The 15,110-nt window shown below is 64.8% G+C and carries 15 protein-coding genes and 1 pseudogene; 12 read left to right on the top strand and 4 right to left on the bottom strand.

All coding sequences use genetic code 11. The features are described from left to right. Window positions 1-208: 208 nt before the first annotated feature. A complete protein-coding gene (gene urtA / locus ISG32_RS12410) occupies window positions 209-1,480 on the bottom strand; it encodes an urea ABC transporter substrate-binding protein (protein ID WP_194771508.1) in 1,272 nt (423 codons plus the stop codon). Window positions 1,481-1,846: 366 nt separating this feature from the next. On the opposite strand from urtA, the gene ISG32_RS12415 reads away from it, so the two are divergent. From ISG32_RS12415 to ureC, 4 genes are all read left to right on the top strand, one after another. Next, window positions 1,847-2,149, top strand: a complete 303-nt coding sequence (locus tag ISG32_RS12415; protein WP_194771317.1) for an urease subunit gamma — start codon at window positions 1,847-1,849, stop codon at window positions 2,147-2,149. A gap of 33 nt (window positions 2,150-2,182) precedes the next feature. Then, the gene (locus ISG32_RS12420; RefSeq protein ID WP_194771318.1) at window positions 2,183-2,809 is read left to right on the top strand and encodes a HupE/UreJ family protein; all 627 of its coding nucleotides are present in this window, start codon (window positions 2,183-2,185) and stop codon (window positions 2,807-2,809) included. A 33-nt stretch (window positions 2,810-2,842) separates the two neighbouring features. Continuing rightward, on the top strand, window positions 2,843-3,148 hold the full coding sequence (locus ISG32_RS12425; protein ID WP_194771319.1) for an urease subunit beta: 306 nt from the start codon (window positions 2,843-2,845) through the stop codon (window positions 3,146-3,148). A 223-nt stretch (window positions 3,149-3,371) separates the two neighbouring features. Next, complete coding sequence (gene ureC / locus ISG32_RS12430) at window positions 3,372-5,090, top strand: urease subunit alpha (protein ID WP_194771320.1); 1,719 nt, start codon at window positions 3,372-3,374, stop codon at window positions 5,088-5,090. Here the strand turns inward: ureC and ISG32_RS12435 are convergent. Continuing rightward, entirely contained in the window at window positions 5,053-5,574 is a 522-nt protein-coding gene (locus tag ISG32_RS12435) for a gamma-glutamylcyclotransferase family protein (protein WP_228529771.1), read from the bottom strand. The genes ureC and ISG32_RS12435 overlap by 38 nt on opposite strands. Window positions 5,575-5,680: 106 nt before the next feature. Between ISG32_RS12435 and ureE the strand changes: the two are divergent. From ureE to ISG32_RS12465, 6 genes and pseudogenes are all read left to right on the top strand, one after another. Beyond that, window positions 5,681-6,220: pseudogene (gene ureE, locus ISG32_RS12440) on the top strand (urease accessory protein UreE); the annotation flags it as partial. 24 nt (window positions 6,221-6,244) lie between these two features. Then, window positions 6,245-6,949, top strand: a complete 705-nt coding sequence (locus tag ISG32_RS12445; RefSeq protein WP_194771322.1) for an urease accessory protein UreF — start codon at window positions 6,245-6,247, stop codon at window positions 6,947-6,949. Between the two features lie 37 nt (window positions 6,950-6,986). Next, the gene (locus ISG32_RS12450; RefSeq protein WP_194771323.1) at window positions 6,987-7,379 is read left to right on the top strand and encodes an antibiotic biosynthesis monooxygenase family protein; all 393 of its coding nucleotides are present in this window, start codon (window positions 6,987-6,989) and stop codon (window positions 7,377-7,379) included. After that, window positions 7,376-8,050, top strand: a complete 675-nt coding sequence (ureG, locus tag ISG32_RS12455; protein WP_194771324.1) for an urease accessory protein UreG — start codon at window positions 7,376-7,378, stop codon at window positions 8,048-8,050. The genes ISG32_RS12450 and ureG overlap by 4 nt, the downstream gene beginning before the upstream one ends. 110 nt (window positions 8,051-8,160) lie before the next feature. Beyond that, on the top strand, window positions 8,161-8,913 hold the full coding sequence (locus tag ISG32_RS12460; protein ID WP_194771325.1) for an IclR family transcriptional regulator: 753 nt from the start codon (window positions 8,161-8,163) through the stop codon (window positions 8,911-8,913). A 49-nt stretch (window positions 8,914-8,962) separates the two neighbouring features. Continuing rightward, window positions 8,963-9,406 (top strand): hypothetical protein, encoded by a 444-nt coding sequence (locus tag ISG32_RS12465; protein ID WP_194771326.1) that lies wholly within the window; start codon window positions 8,963-8,965, stop codon window positions 9,404-9,406. A 56-nt stretch (window positions 9,407-9,462) separates the two neighbouring features. Here the strand turns inward: ISG32_RS12465 and ISG32_RS12470 are convergent, their stop codons facing one another. Then, complete coding sequence (locus ISG32_RS12470) at window positions 9,463-10,209, bottom strand: enoyl-CoA hydratase/isomerase family protein (RefSeq protein ID WP_194771327.1); 747 nt, start codon at window positions 10,207-10,209, stop codon at window positions 9,463-9,465. Next, window positions 10,206-11,393, bottom strand: coding sequence for a CaiB/BaiF CoA transferase family protein (locus tag ISG32_RS12475; protein WP_228529772.1), 1,188 nt, complete (start codon window positions 11,391-11,393; stop codon window positions 10,206-10,208). Before ISG32_RS12475 ends, ISG32_RS12470 begins: the two co-directional genes overlap by 4 nt. A 494-nt stretch (window positions 11,394-11,887) precedes the next feature. On the opposite strand from ISG32_RS12475, the gene ISG32_RS12480 reads away from it, so the two are divergent. Continuing rightward, complete coding sequence (locus ISG32_RS12480; RefSeq protein ID WP_194771328.1) at window positions 11,888-12,901, top strand: Bug family tripartite tricarboxylate transporter substrate binding protein; 1,014 nt, start codon at window positions 11,888-11,890, stop codon at window positions 12,899-12,901. 65 nt (window positions 12,902-12,966) lie between these two features. Next, window positions 12,967-15,096, top strand: coding sequence for an acetate--CoA ligase family protein (locus ISG32_RS12485; protein ID WP_194771329.1), 2,130 nt, complete (start codon window positions 12,967-12,969; stop codon window positions 15,094-15,096). Window positions 15,097-15,110: the final 14 nt, after the last annotated feature.

Raw genomic sequence — 15,110 nt, forward strand, 5'->3', positions numbered from 1 at the left:
CGCGTGTGCGAAGGGCGTCAACTGCCATGGAAATGGCCTCGCTGGTCGATGACGTCTGTACCGCCCCGGCCTACGAAACCGGCGCGGCCCAAGCGAGAGCAGCCGCGCAAGGGCCGCCCCGCCGCGCTGGCTGCGTCCCCCTGCCCGAAACGCTACGCGTTTCGAGAGCGAGGGGAAGGCGCGCAGCGACTCAGGGGGGTGTACCCAATCACAATGCGGACTTCCCGTCCGGCTCGTCCTTCTTCTTGTCATTGCCTTCGATGAACGGGCTCCATGGCTGGGCCTTCACGGGGCCCTTGGTCTTCCACACCACGTTGAACTGGCCATCGGCCTTGATCTCGCCGACCATCACCGGCTTGTGCAGGTGGTGGTTCTTCTCGTCCATCTTCACGGTGAAGCCATCGGGCGCGGTGAAGGTCTGTCCGGCCATTGCGGCGATGACCTTGTCCACGTCGGTGGACTTGGCCTTTTCCACCGCCTGCTTCCACATGTGGATGCCCACCCAGGTGGCTTCCATCGGGTCGTTGGTGAGCGGCTTGTCCTTGTGGCCGGGGATGGCCTTGGCCTTGGCGTATTCGCTCCACTGCTTGATGAAGGCGGCATTGGTGGAGTTCTTCACGCTCTGGAAGTAATTCCATGCGGCCAGATGACCCACGAGCGGCTTGGTGTCCACCCCGCGCAGTTCTTCCTCACCCACGCTGAAGGCGACGACCGGCACGTCCTTGGCCTTGAGGCCCGCGTTGCCGAGTTCCTTGTAGAAGGGCACATTGGAGTCGCCGTTGATCGTGGAGATGACCGCCGTCTTGCCGCCGCTCGAGAACTTCTTGATGTCCGAGACGATGGTCTGGTAGTCGCTGTGACCGAACGGCGTGTAGGTCTCCATGATGTCGGATTCCTTCACGCCCTTGGATTTGAGGAACGCTCGCAGGATCTTGTTGGTGGTGCGCGGGTACACATAGTCGGTGCCCAGCAGCACGAAGCGCTTGGCACCGCCGCCCTCCTTGCTCATCAGATATTCGACCGCAGGAATCGCCTGCTGATTGGGCGCCGCGCCGGTGTAGAACACGTTCTTGGAAAGCTCTTCACCCTCGTACTGCACGGGGTAGAACAGCAGGCCGTTGTTCTGCTCGAACACCGGCAGCACCGACTTGCGCGACACGCTGGTCCAGCAGCCAAACACCACGGCCACCTTGTCCTGGGTGATCAGCTGCTTGGCCTTCTCAGCGAACAGCGGCCAGTTGGAGGCCGGGTCAACGACCACCGGCTCGAGCTTCTTGCCGAGCACGCCGCCCTTGGCATTGATGTCGTCGATGGCCATCAGCACCGTGTCCTTGAGCACAGTTTCCGAGATCGCCATCGTGCCCGAGAGGCTGTGCAGCACGCCCACCTTGATGGTGTCCTGCGCATGCACATTGGCAGCGAGACCAAGACCCAGGGCCAGCGAGGCAGCCAGCGTAGTAAGTGTTCCGCGACGGTTCATCATTGCACCACTCCAGAAGAAGGAAGAATCGACCGGTCCAAAGCGACCGTGCAGCGTGCAGTGCAAATGCTGTGCCAACCGGATTGAATCCTTCCCGATCAAGAAGGCGCATGCAGGAGAATCATTCGCGCGGGCTCACACCGCAGCGTGCATGCCGCGTACAAAACGTGCAAAGCGCACCAACACCGCCCATCGCCGACGCACCACACCGGGGCGCGCACAGCATGGCTGCACCAGCATGCAGACGGCGCATGGCCCTCCCCACCCCTTCCGGTGCGCCATGCACGCTTGCAGTGCCTGCCCGTTCACCACAATGAGATGTGGCCCGCTTTTTGCACATCTCCCGGCAATATCAGGAACACGCCGATGGAACTCACACCTCGCGAAAAAGACAAGCTGCTCATCTTCACCGCCGCCCTGCTGGCCGAACGCCGCAAGGCGCGCGGGCTCAAGCTCAACTATCCGGAATCGGTCGCCTTCATCAGCGCCGCCGTGATGGAAGGCGCGCGCGACGGCAAGACCGTTGCCCAGCTCATGAGCGAGGGCCGCACCTACCTCACGCGGGACGACGTGATGGACGGCATCGCCGAGATGATCCCCGACATCCAGGTCGAAGCCACCTTCCCCGACGGCACCAAGCTCGTCACCGTGCACCAGCCCATCGTCTGAAACTCAGCACATCGACATACCACGGACACCGCCATGAAAAGCAACATCACCCGCCACCTGCTGACCGCCGCCACAATCGCTGCCACAATCGCCGCCACCCCCTTCACCGCCATGGCCCACGTCGGTGAACACGCTCACGCACACGGCCACGGCGCCATCGACAGCTTCCTGCAGGCCTTCGCCCACCCCTTCACCGGCGCGGACCACCTCGCCGCGATGGTCGCGGTCGGCGTGTGGAGCGCCCTCGCCGTGCGCCCCATGTGGCGCGCACCGCTCGCCTTCATCACGCTTTTGGTCGCAGGCTGCGTGGCAGGTTTCGCGGGCCTCGTCGTCCCCGGCGTGGAGCCCATGATCGCCGCCTCGGTGCTCGTGCTCGGCCTGCTCGTGGCCGTGCAAAAACGCATGCCCTGGGGCGTGGCGGCGCTGCTCGCAGGCGTCTTCGCGTTCTTTCATGGCGCAGCCCACGGCGCCGAACTCTCCGCCGACACGGGCCTGATGGCAGCCGCCGCGCTCGCAGGCATGGCACTCGGCTCCGCCACCCTGCACCTCACGGGAATGGGCCTCGGCAACGCCGTGCTGCAACGCCACCCCTGGATCGCCCGCGCCGGCGGCATCGCGACCGCAACGCTTGGCGCGTTCATGCTCACCCGCCTCGCCTGACCCTCAAACAAAGAACACACCGAGAGGCCATTCATGATCCCCGGCGAACTGCTCATCGACCCCGGCCACCACGAACTCAACACGGGCCGCGAGGTCATCACGCTCGTGGTGAAAAACGCCAGCGACCGCCCCATCCAGGTCGGATCGCACTACCACTTCGCCGAAACCAACGCCGGCCTCTCCTTCGACCGCGACGCCGCCCACGGCATGCGCCTGAACATAGCCAGCGGCATGGCCGTCCGCTTCGAGCCCGGCCAGCAACGCACCGTGGAACTGGTCCCCTTCGCAGGCGACCGCCAAATCTACGGCTTCCGCGGCCTGATCATGGGAGGCATCTGATGCAGGCACGAGCGCAGCGACGTGCCGCAAATACCTCCCCCCATCTGGCTTCCGGCAGTTGTCCGAACGGAGCGACGCAGTCGCGCAGTGAGTTCTGCCGGACGACTTCAAAGCGCATTTTTGGTGACTTTTTGGGCAAGACCAAAAAGTTACTGCCCCGCCGGGGGCAGTCCCGGCCTCCGCAGTCAACCGAACAGCAGACGTTAAACCCGTCACCAAAAATATGGCAAAGATAGATAAACAAGCCTACGCAGAAACCTTCGGCCCGACGACAGGCGACCGCGTAAGACTGGCCGACACCGACCTCATCATCGAGGTCGAAAAGGACTACACCTTCAAAGCGGGCTCCTACGGTGAAGAAGTCAAATTCGGCGGCGGCAAGACCATCCGCGACGGCATGGCCCAAAGCCAAAGAACCAGATCAGAAGGCGCGATGGACACGGTGCTGACCAACGCCCTGATCCTCGACCACTGGGGCATCGTCAAAGCCGACATCGGATTGAAGAGCGGCCGCATCGCCGCCATCGGCAAGGCAGGCAACCCCGACACCCAGCCGGGCGTCGACATCATCATCGGCCCCGGCACCGAAATCATCAGCTGCGAAGGCTGCATCGTCACCGCAGGCGGCATCGACTCGCACATCCACTTCATCGCACCCCAGCAGATCGAAGAAGCCCTCGCCAGCGGCGTGACCACCATGATCGGTGGCGGCACCGGCCCCGCCACCGGCACCTTCGCCACCACCTGCACGCCCGGCCCATGGAACATGGAGCGCATGCTGCAGGCCGCCGATGCGTTCCCGATGAACCTCGGCTTTCTCGGCAAGGGCAACGCCAGCCTGCCAGGCGCGCTGCACGAGCAGATCAGCGCGGGCGCCATCGGCCTCAAACTCCATGAGGACTGGGGCAGCACGCCCGCCGCCATCGACAACTGCTTGAACGTTGCTGAATTGACCGACACGCAGGTGGCGATCCACACCGACACGCTCAACGAAAGCGGCTTTGTCGAAGACACCGTGGCCGCGTTCAAGGGCCGCACCATCCACACCTTCCACACCGAGGGCGCGGGCGGCGGCCATGCGCCCGACATCCTCAAGGTGGTGGGCGAGGCCAACGTGCTGCCCAGCTCGACCAACCCCACGCGTCCCTACACCATCAACACGCTCGACGAACATGTGGACATGCTGATGGTCTGCCATCACCTCGATCCGTCCATCGCCGAAGACCTCGCCTTCGCCGAAAGCCGCATCCGCAAGGAGACCATCGCGGCCGAAGACATCCTGCACGACCTCGGCGCGATCAGCATGTTCAGCTCCGACAGCCAGGCCATGGGCCGCGTGGGCGAAGTCATCCTGCGCACCTGGCAGACCGCGCACAAGATGAAGCAGCAGCGCGGCGCACTGCCCGGCGACGGCGCGCGCAACGACAACTTCCGCGCACGCCGCTACATCGCCAAATACACCATCAACCCCGCCATTGCGCACGGCGTGAGTCATGAGGTGGGCAGCATCGAGCCCGGCAAATGGGCCGACATCGTGATCTGGAAGCCCGCATTCTTCGGCGTCAAACCGTCCGTCATCATGAAGGGCGGCTTCATCGCCATGGCCGCGATGGGCGACCCCAACGCCTCCATCCCCACGCCGCAGCCGGTGCACTACCGCCCCATGTTCGGCAGCTTCGGCGGCGCGATCGCGAAGACCTCGCTCACGTTTGTTTCGCAGGCCGGTTTGAATGCGGGCATCGGCGAACGCTTCGGCCTCGCCAAACAATTGGCGGCGGTGAAGGGCATTCGCGGCGTGGGCAAGCGCCACATGGTTCTCAACGACTACGCGCCGCGCATGGAAGTGGACGCGCAGACCTACGCCGTGCGCGCCGATGGCCAGTTGCTCACCTGCGAGCCGGCCGTCAGTCTGCCGATGGCGCAGCGCTACTTTCTGTTCTGAGCGAGAAAGGTTGATTCGAATGCGGCTTGCCCTGCGCCTCGTACCACGCCAGCCAGTCGCTGGCGTCGATGACGGGCGCGCCTCGCACCAACGAAGGTTGGGCCTCGTAGACCAGCACCTCGAGCCGCTGCGATCCGCCGTCTGGCAATTGCACCTGCGCCGTCACGATGCGCTTGGCGTACTCGCCCACATCCTTCGGCCAGATGCCCTCGACGCCATCCATCGCCTGCTCCAGCGCGTCGTCCAGCGGATAGACCTCGGCCAGCACGCTCTGCGTCCCCGCCAGACTGAGGCCGGGATACCAGCCCAGATCGTGCAGCGTGCCAGTGAGCGCGGTCACGCCGATGCGCCGGATTCCCGCGTGCAGCCGCGCGATGTCGTTGACGCCGCCCGCGCGCAATGTGCCGTAGACAGCGACATGCGTGGCGCCGCAGCGCCGCCATGGAACGGAGTTGGAAGAAGAAGAGGATGCGATCTGACCCATGGAGCTAATGTAATTTCCGGACAAAAACCTCACCGCATGCATGTTGCGTGCCACGTGCAGCTGGGGTTCTGCGATGACCGATTGATAGAGAAGTGATGCCACAACCATGCTGCCAATGAACAAGCTGCTCGTGCAAGGCGCGGGCCTCTCCCACGTGCTCATCCAGCGCGCCGCCACCGTCGAGCTCGATTGGGACGTGCGCCAGAAGAGCCGCTTCGCCGCCATCGACAGCACGGGCCGCGCGCTCGCCATTTTTCTGCCGCGCGGCCAGGCCGTGCGCGGTGGTGACGTGCTGGTGGGCGAAGACGGCTCGCTGGTGCGCGTGATCGCCGCACCGCAGAAGGTGCTGCACATCACCTGGTGCAAGGCGCACGGCACGCCCTTCGATCTGATGCGCGCGGCGTACCACCTCGGCAACCGCCACGTGCCCATCGAGCTGCAGCCCGATCACCTCAAGATCGAGCCCGATCATGTGCTGGCCGACATGCTGCGCATCATGCACATGATCGTCACCGAGGCAGAAATGCCGTTCGAGCCCGAGGGCGGTGCGTATGGCGGCCATGTGACGAACGACGGGCACAGCCACCATGGCCACCATCACGGAGATCACGATCACCATCACCATCACCATCATCCTCACGGGCACTGATGAATGGAGCCATCGCACGCCATGCCCGACCTTGCCAACTCCCGCACCGCACACAGCCTGCTGCAGCTCATGTGGCTCGCCTCGCCCGCGCTGCCCATCGGTGGCTTTTCGTATTCCGAAGGGCTGGAGGCGGCGATTGAAGCGGGACTCGTGCACGACGAGGCAAGCGCCGCCGACTGGCTCGTGCACCAGTTGCATCTCACGCAGACGCGCAGCGACATCGCGGTGATCGCACAGGCCATCCCCGCATGGCGCGCGGGCGATGACGCGCGCGTGCAGGCGCTCAACGACTGGGTACTGGTCACGCGCGAAACCAGCGAGCTGCGCCTGCAGAGCGAGCAGATGGGCCAGTCGCTGGTCGCGTGGCTGCGCAACCAGCATCCGGGCAACGTGGCGGTGGACACGCTCGCGCAGCTCTCGGGCCGCACGCCAAGCTACCCGGTGGCTTTTGCGCTCGCCGCATCGCTCACAGGGGCGCCTCTGGCGGACTGTCTGCTGTCGTACGCCTTCGGCTGGGCCGAGAACATGGTGCAGGCCGCGATCAAGGCCGTGCCGCTCGGCCAGAGCGCGGGCCAGCGCATTCTTGCGCGCCTGGCCAGCGAGATCCCTGCCGCCGTGCAGGCCGCCTCATTGCTTGAGAACAATGAGCGCACCGCGTTTTCCCCCATGCTGGCGATTCTTTCCGCGCGACACGAGCACCAGTACTCGCGCATCTTCCGCAGTTGAATCGCCACCCATGCACATGGCAGGAGCCCGCATCATCATGAGAACGAACACCACCACGACATCCCGTTTCGCCACCACCTTGCCCGAGCCGCCCTACTACGCGGTGATCTTCAGCTCGTCACGCACGCCCGGCGAGCAGGGCTACGCCGCCATGGCGGACCGCATGGCCGAGCTGGCATCCGAACAGCCCGGCTACCTCGGCGCGGAGAGCACGCGCGACGCCGAGGGCTTCGGCATCACCGTGTCGTACTGGCAGAGCGAAGCCGACATCCGCCGCTGGAAGCAGAACGCCGAGCACATGATCGCTCAGCGCGAGGGACACAAAACCTGGTACGAACATTTCGAAATCCGCATCGCCCGCGTCGAACGCGCCTACGGCACCTCGGTAATCTCCGAACCGGCCAACACCCCATCGAATCACAGACCATGAACACCACCACCGCCTCCGCTCTGCACCACATCCCCCACCGCACCAAGAAGCTGCCCCCGCTGCGCGTAGGCATCGGCGGCCCGGTGGGCTCGGGCAAGACCACCATCCTCGAAATGCTCTGCAAGGCCATGCGCGACAAATGGGACCTCGTCGCCATCACCAACGACATCTACACCAAGGAAGACCAGCGCCTGCTCACCATCAGCGGCGCGCTGCCCGCCGAGCGCATCATGGGCGTGGAAACCGGAGGATGTCCACACACGGCGATTCGCGAGGACGCGTCGATCAACCTCGAAGCCATCGATCGCATGCTGGGCGAGTTCCCCGATGCCGACATCATCTTCATCGAGTCCGGAGGCGACAACCTGGCAGCCACCTTCAGCCCCGAACTCAGCGACCTCACCATCTACGTGATCGACGTGGCCGCCGGTGAAAAAATCCCGCGCAAGGGCGGCCCCGGCATCACCAAGAGCGACCTTTTCGTGATCAACAAAACCGACCTCGCTCCGTACGTCGGCGCGAATCTCGACGTGATGAAAAGCGACACCGAACGCATGCGCACCGGCCCCAAGGGCCAGCTCAAGCCCTTCGTCATGACCAATCTGAAGACGCTCGCGGGCCTCGATGAAGTCGTGGCCTTCATCGAGAAGCAAGGCCTGCTGACCGCCTGAATCCACGGAACTGCTGCAGGGCCCGTTTCTTGAGCCCTGCAGCGACGCAGTTTTTCTGCGCCGGCCGTTCAGTAGAATCGCGCCAAGTTCCACCAACAAGCGCGGCTACATTGGACAAGACATTCATCAAAGGGCTGGTGCTCCTCGAAGCCATGGCCCGCAATGACAAGGGCTCTGGCGTGAGCGAGCTTGCATCGCAGCTGCTGCTCAACAAAAGCAATGTGCACCGCCTGCTGCAGGCGCTGGTCCATCAGGGCTTCGCACGCAAGAACGCCGAGACCAACCGCTACGAACTCACGATGAAGATGTGGGAGCTCGGCTCGCGCATCTCCGCCAAGCTCGACGTGCGGCTCGAATCCCTGCCCTTCATGAAGCAGCTCGCCGAAGAGACGCAGGAAACCGTCCACCTGTCCATCCTCGACGGCGCCGAAGTCCTCTACATCGAAAAGATCGACAGCCCCCAGCCCGTGCGCGCCTACACCACCGTCGGCGGCCGCGCCCCGGCGCAATGCGTGGCCACCGGCAAAGCCATGCTCGCCTGGGCCGACGAGGAAGTGCTAGGCGTCGTGAAAGCCAAGCTCAAGCCCCACACAGACAAGTCCATCGTCCGCTTCGGCGACCTGCGCAAGCAGCTCGAAGACATCCGCCAATTCGGCTACGCGATCAACACCGGCGAATGGCGCGCCCAGGTCGTCGGCGCAGCCGCTCCGATCCGCGACGCGTCGGGCCACGTGGTGGCCGCGCTGGGCATTTCAGGCCCTGCGGAACGGCTTGAAGTGGAAGGCCTCAAGAAGAGCGGAGCGCGGCTGATCGAGGTGACGGAAATGGTGTCGCGGAGGTTGGGGTTCAGCCGGGGGTATTGAATCTCACGCAAGGCAGGGAGCAAATTCCCTCTACAGGACAGGAGTACCCATGGAAGCGCTGATTGCACTGGTGACTCAGTGGAAAGCAGAGGGATTGCGCCTCGCAGAGCCGGTCCCCGCAATCGCGGTCCAGAAGGTGTTTTCAAGTTTTGGTGCCATCGCCACGCCCGACGTATTGGCGCTGTATTCCAGCATCGGCGGTATGCACGAAATGGACAAGGAGCTTTGGTGCCTTTGGCCACTGGACCGCATCGAACAAGAGAATGGGGTGAATTCGCACCACGGAGTGCCGTTCGCCGACTACATGATCAACAGTTGGTGCTACCGTTTGAAGGACAACGGAGATGGCACAAGCGCTGTGCTGATTGATTCTCCGGACAGTTCATCAGCCGTTCTGGTGGCACGGTCCTTGGCTGAATTCCTTGAGATGTACAAGACAAACGCAGAGGAATTACTGAAGCCCGCGATAAATGGCAAGCACCCACTAGCATAAGATGATGCCACGTGACAGCAGGGCGAGGACTCAAATGCCATGCACGTGATTCACTCTCATCCCGCCCGATACACCCTGATCCTCTCCTTCAGCCCCGGCGCCGAGGCGGATGCCACCAGCGCTGCCATGTCTCCCTCGCGGTGCGCCGCATCCCGGGTCAGATCGCGCAGGAACTGGCGGCTTGCGGGGGGCAGCGACAGGGTGCTCTCGGAGGTCTTGTCGATCAGCGCGGGCCATTCTTCCTGCGTTGCCGTGCCTTGGATGAAGCCGATCCCGCGCGCATGTGCGTCGTCAAACGTCGCCGTCGTTTCCAGCAGCGAATACGCGTTGCCTTCCCCCACCAGTCCTGCGAGGCGGCGGGTGCCGAGGGCCAGGCCGAACTTCAGGCCGGGCATGCGGAATCTGGTTTGCGGCGCGCACCAGCGATGGCGGCACGCGGCGAACAGGTCCACGCCTGCGCCGAAGTTGTTGCCGTGCGCGAGGGCCAGCGTGGCGAAGGGGCCGTAGGCGATTTCCTGGAGCAGGGCTTCGATGCGCACGAAGCGCAGCAGCAGATCGCCCTCGCTTTGTTCTTCAAAGTCCGTGAAGTCGAAGCCCGCCGAGAAGTTGGCGCCCGCGCCTTGCAGCACGAGCAATGGCACCTGCGCCTGCTTGGCCTCATGCACGGCCGCAAGCAGCGCCTCGATCAAGTCGGCGGACAACGCATTGCGCTTCTCGGGGCGGTTAAGTGTCAGGGCCCAGTGCGTGGGCGTCCTGTCGATCAGCAGCACGGAGGTCGCGCTCGAAGTGCCGGTCTCGCTCATGATGCGGCGACCTTGCTGTCGGCGGATGCGGTCGCCGTGAGCACTTCACCGTTGTGCTCGCCGAGCGCGGGCGGGTTCATGCGCACGGGCTGCCCCTGGCCGTTGATCTTGATGGGCGAGACAAAGGTTCTGGTGACGTTGTCGCCCGGCAGCGTGATGTTCTGCACCCAGTCCATGTGCTCGACCTGCGGATCCTGCAGCACCTGCGAGTAGCTGTTGATCGGCGCGCTCGGCACGCCGACGCCCGCGAATGCGGTGAGCCAGTGGCCGACGTTGTGCTGCAGGAATTTCACTTCAAGCAGATCGCGCAGCGCGACCTGGTGCTTGGCGCGCAGCGTGGGGGAGGTGAAGCGCTCGTCGTCCAGCAGCTCGGGCATGCCGACGACTTCCGTCACCGAGCGCCACAGCGCGTTGTTGCCTGCCGCCATCGCGAAGTAACCATCGCTGCAGCGAAACGCCTGGTACGGCGCGTTGCGTGGGTGGGCCGATCCGAGCTTGCCGGGGTCACGGCCGCTGCCGAAGTATTCCGACGTCTGCAGCGCGGCGATGGCCAGCGAGGTGCCGAGCATGGGCACGTCGAGGTGCGCGCCCTCGCCGGTCTGCTGCACGTGGCGCAGCGAGGCGGCGACGGCGTAGGCGCCGTAGAGGCCCGCAGCAAAGTCGCTGAGCGGCACGCCGCATTTGACGGGCGCGCCACCGGCCTCGCCGGTCACGCTCATGATGCCGCTCATCGCCTGGATGGTGAGGTCGAAGCCGCCCTCGTTGGCGCGCGGGCCGGTCTGTCCGTAGGCCGAGATCGAGCAGTACAGGAGGCGCGGATTCACGGCCTTCAGCGTGTCGAAGTCGAGGCCGAGGCGCTTCATCACGCCGGGGCGGTTGTTCTCGATGAGTACATCCGCGGTGCGCACCAGCTCCTTCAGACTGGCGATGTCGTCGGGCGACTTGAGGTCGAGGGTGATCGAGCGCTTGTTGCGGTTGAGCGAGGCGAAGTTCTCGCTGAAGCCGTCGGTGATGGGCGGCCAGGTACGCAGCGTGTCGCCCCCCGTGGGATTCTCGATCTTGATGAGGTCGGCCCCCATGTCGGCCAGCAGCATGCCGCAGAACGGGCCGGCGGCGACGTTGCAGAGTTCGAGAACGCGAACGCCCTGCAGTGGAAGAACGGAGGTGCTGCTGCTCATGTTCATGGAATGGATCTCCTCGGGCTCGGTGGTCAGGTCAGGTCAGGTCAGGTCGGTGCGAGGCGGCTGCCTCACACTCATATTTCCAATATATGGAACGTCGTTTCTAAAAAATCGAATCCAACAAATTCTATGCAAGCCCGCGCGACGGTCAAGAACATTCGCGACGCGGGCCGACTTTGCAAGGCCCATCTTCGCAGAATTTCATCCGAAAACTGCTTGAACGCAGCGGTTTGGCAGGCCATGACGACGTGGATCGTCGCGGAGGCGGTGCACGGCTGTGCTTATCCGATTTGCGCATGAGCATGCTCGGAATCCGCATTGACACTCTTTTTTCATTGCCCGTATAGTTGCGCCATCGATCGACACCCGGATTGATTTCGATCGTTTTGCGCTGCAGCCAGAGGCCGAAGGAGACTTCGGCCAATTTTCGATTCAGTTGAAGAACGGCATTCCAAATATTGGAATATCACCAGATCCACTGTGAAAGGGAACCAGGCATGACGGGGTTTGACAGGACGACAAGACGAGGGGTTTTCGGCAGTCTGGGCGCTGCGGCGCTGGCCACGCTGACCATGTGGTCCGGAGTGCCGAGTGCGGCGAACGCGACGGAGGCCGGCAGCTATCCGGCCAAAGAAATCGTGTTCATCGTGCCCTATCCGCCTGGTGGCAACAGCGACAACCTGGCGCGCATCTACGCGGACCGTCTGCGCCAGAAGCTCGGCGCGACCATCGTCATCGAGAACAAGCCCGGTGGCACGACGTCGCTGGGCACCGGCGTGGTGGCGCGCGCCAAGCCCGATGGCTACACGCTGCTGCTGGCCACGAGCACCGCATTCACCGTGCTGCCGCACCTGCGCAACGATCTGCCGTATGACCCGGTCAAGAGCTTCACCTTCGTGGGCTCCCTCGCCGGTTATCTGCCGGTGCTCGCGGTGCGCAACGAAGTGCCTGTCAACACGCTGCAGGAGTTCGTGGACTACGCGCGCAAGAACCCCGGCAAGCTCAGCTGGGGCTCGGCGGGCGTGGCATCGGGCGGACATCTGGCCGGCGAGATTCTGAAGAAGGACGCCAAGCTCGAGATGCTGCACGTGCCCTTCAAGGGCTCCGCCGATTCCCTCACCGCGATGCTCGGCGGGCACACGGATTTTCTGATCGACGGCGTGGGTCTGGAGGCGGTCAAGAGCGGCCGCGCCAAAGGCATCGTCACCTTCGCGAGCGAGCGCAATCCCGAGCTGCCCAACCTGCCCACGCCCAAGGAGGCGGGCTTCGACGTGACGCTGCCGTTCGAGGGATTCTGGGGCATCGCCGTTCCCGCAGGCACGCCGCAACCCATCGTCGACAAGCTGGCCAAGGCGCAGCGCGAGATCCTGGAGGAGCCCGAGACGCGCAAGCGCTTCGGCAACATCAGCCTGTCCGCCGGTTGGAAGCCTGGACCCGAATACACCCGCGACATCAAGACCAGCCGCACCTACTACGGCGATCTGCTCAAGAAGGTGAACCTGAGCCAGTGACGCAGTGGACCCGTCCATTCCCGCCCCCACCTCAACGGCAAGGAGACAGCAGCGTGTCGGCAGTGATGAAAGAACAAGCACAACGGAATCGGCCGCAGGGCGATGGCGCGTCGGCAGCGGTGAGCCGCTTTCTGAATCCCGCGTCCATCGCGCTCCTCGGCGCGTCGGAGGACCAGTCCAAGTTCGGCGGGCGACTGCTTCGCATGCTGCTCAAGCACCGCTACGCGGGCCGGGTGCTGCCCATCAATCCGGCGCGCGGCGAGCTGTTCGGGCTGAAGGCCTGCGCCTCGCTCGATCAGCTCGAGGGCGCTCCCGATCTGGTCGTGTTCACCGTGCCTGCCGACAAGGTGCTTGAGCAGATCGAGCAGGCCGGACGGCTGGGCACGCGCGCTGCGCTGGTGATCTCGGCAGGGTTCTCGGACGCGGGTGAACAAGGGCTTGCACGCGAGCGGCAACTGCTTGAAATCAGCGCGCGCCACGGCATGCGCGTGATGGGCCCCAATTGCCTCGGCGTGGTCAGCGCGCCCCACCAGCTCGTGCTGTGCTCATCGCCGATCCTCGAGATCGACCGCATTCCTTCGCAACCCATCGGCTTCGTGAGTCAGAGCGGCGCGCTCATGACCACTTACTTTGACCGTGCATGGGCCATGGGCGGCGGCTTCACGCATGGTTTCTCGGTGGGCAATCAGGCGGATCTGGAGCTCTGCGACTTCGTCGACTTCCTGATCGACGACCACGCCACGCGCGTGATCTGCACCTATATCGAAGGCGTGAAGCATGCGACACGCTTTCGCAACACCGCACGCCGTGCCGCCGCCGCAGGCAAGCCCTGGCTTGCGGTGAAGGCGGGACGCTCGAGTGCTGGCAGCGCTGCGGCGTTCTCGCACACGGCCAGCGTGGCGGGTGACCACGCGGTGTTCGAGGCCGTGTGCCGCGAGGAAGGCGTGACGCTGCTCGACGACATGGGCGCGATGCTGCTACTGGCCAACTCCATGTGGCGCGACACCACGCGCGCCGTGCGCAAGGTGGCCATCGTCTCACCATCGGGCGGCGGCGGCGCGCTCGGCGCGGATGCGCTCGCCGACCAAGGCGTGGCGCTTTCGAGCTTCGCGGACGCCACACGCGCCGCGCTCGCGCCGCACTACCCCAAAGGACAGGCCGACAACCCGGTCGATCTGGGCGCGCGCAGCACGCAGGACCCAAAAGTGGTGGCAGAGGCCACGCTTGCCGCGATGGACGCCGACGACGACACCGACGTGGTGCTGGTCACCTCGTCCATGTGCCCGCAGGAGTGGGTCGATGGGCTCGTGGAGGTGAGCACGCGCGCCGATGCGGCGGCCACATCCAAACCCGTGATCTACGTGTTCGAGGCCGGAGTGACCTCGCAGGGCATGCGCGACAAGCTCGCCGCGCGCGGGTATGCGTTCTCTTCATCCAGCCTGGAAGCGGCACGCGCCATTGCGGGCTGGAAGCGCCGCAGCGACTGGCAGCCGCGCCGCACGCCGGAGCGTCCCTCGCAATGCGGGCCACTCGCCGACATGCCTCGGGGCACGCTGGACGAGGCACGCAGCAAGGCGCTGCTCGCGCAATATGGACTGCCGGTGAATGCCGGGCGGCTCGCCACATCGGCGGAGGATGCAGCGGACGCCGCCGCCGCGATGGGCTTTCCGGTCGTGATGAAGATCGTCTCGCCCGACATCGTGCACAAGACCGAGGCGGGTGGCGTCGCGCTCAACCTCCGCAGCGCCGACGAAGCCGCCAGCGCCTACGCACGCCTGATCGCCAACGCGCGCGCCTACAAGGCCGACGCGCATCTGGAAGGCGTGCTGGTGCAGGCCATGGCGCAGGGCGAGGTGGAGCTGCTGATCGGCGCGCGCTCCGATCCGCAGTTCGGCCCGATGGTGGTGTTCGGCGCGGGTGGCGTGCTGGTCGAGCTGCTGGCCGACCGCGTGGTGGCCTCGGCCCCGCTGGCTGCGCAGGACGTGGGCGCGGCGCTCGATGCGCTGCCCATTGGCCATCTGCTGAACGGCTACCGGGGCCGCACGCTCGACCGCGACGGCGTGATCGACGCCATCGTGCGCGTGAGCTGGCTGGCGAACGATCTGCGCGTTGCGGATTTCGAGCTCGACATCAACCCGCTGATGGTCGCGCGCGAGCGCTGCATCGCGGTCGACGCGCGGCTGCAGATCCGCTGACGACACGACTCTTT

This window comes from Diaphorobacter caeni (genome assembly GCF_015354245.1).
GTDB classification, from domain to species: domain Bacteria; phylum Pseudomonadota; class Gammaproteobacteria; order Burkholderiales; family Burkholderiaceae_C; genus Diaphorobacter_A; species Diaphorobacter_A caeni.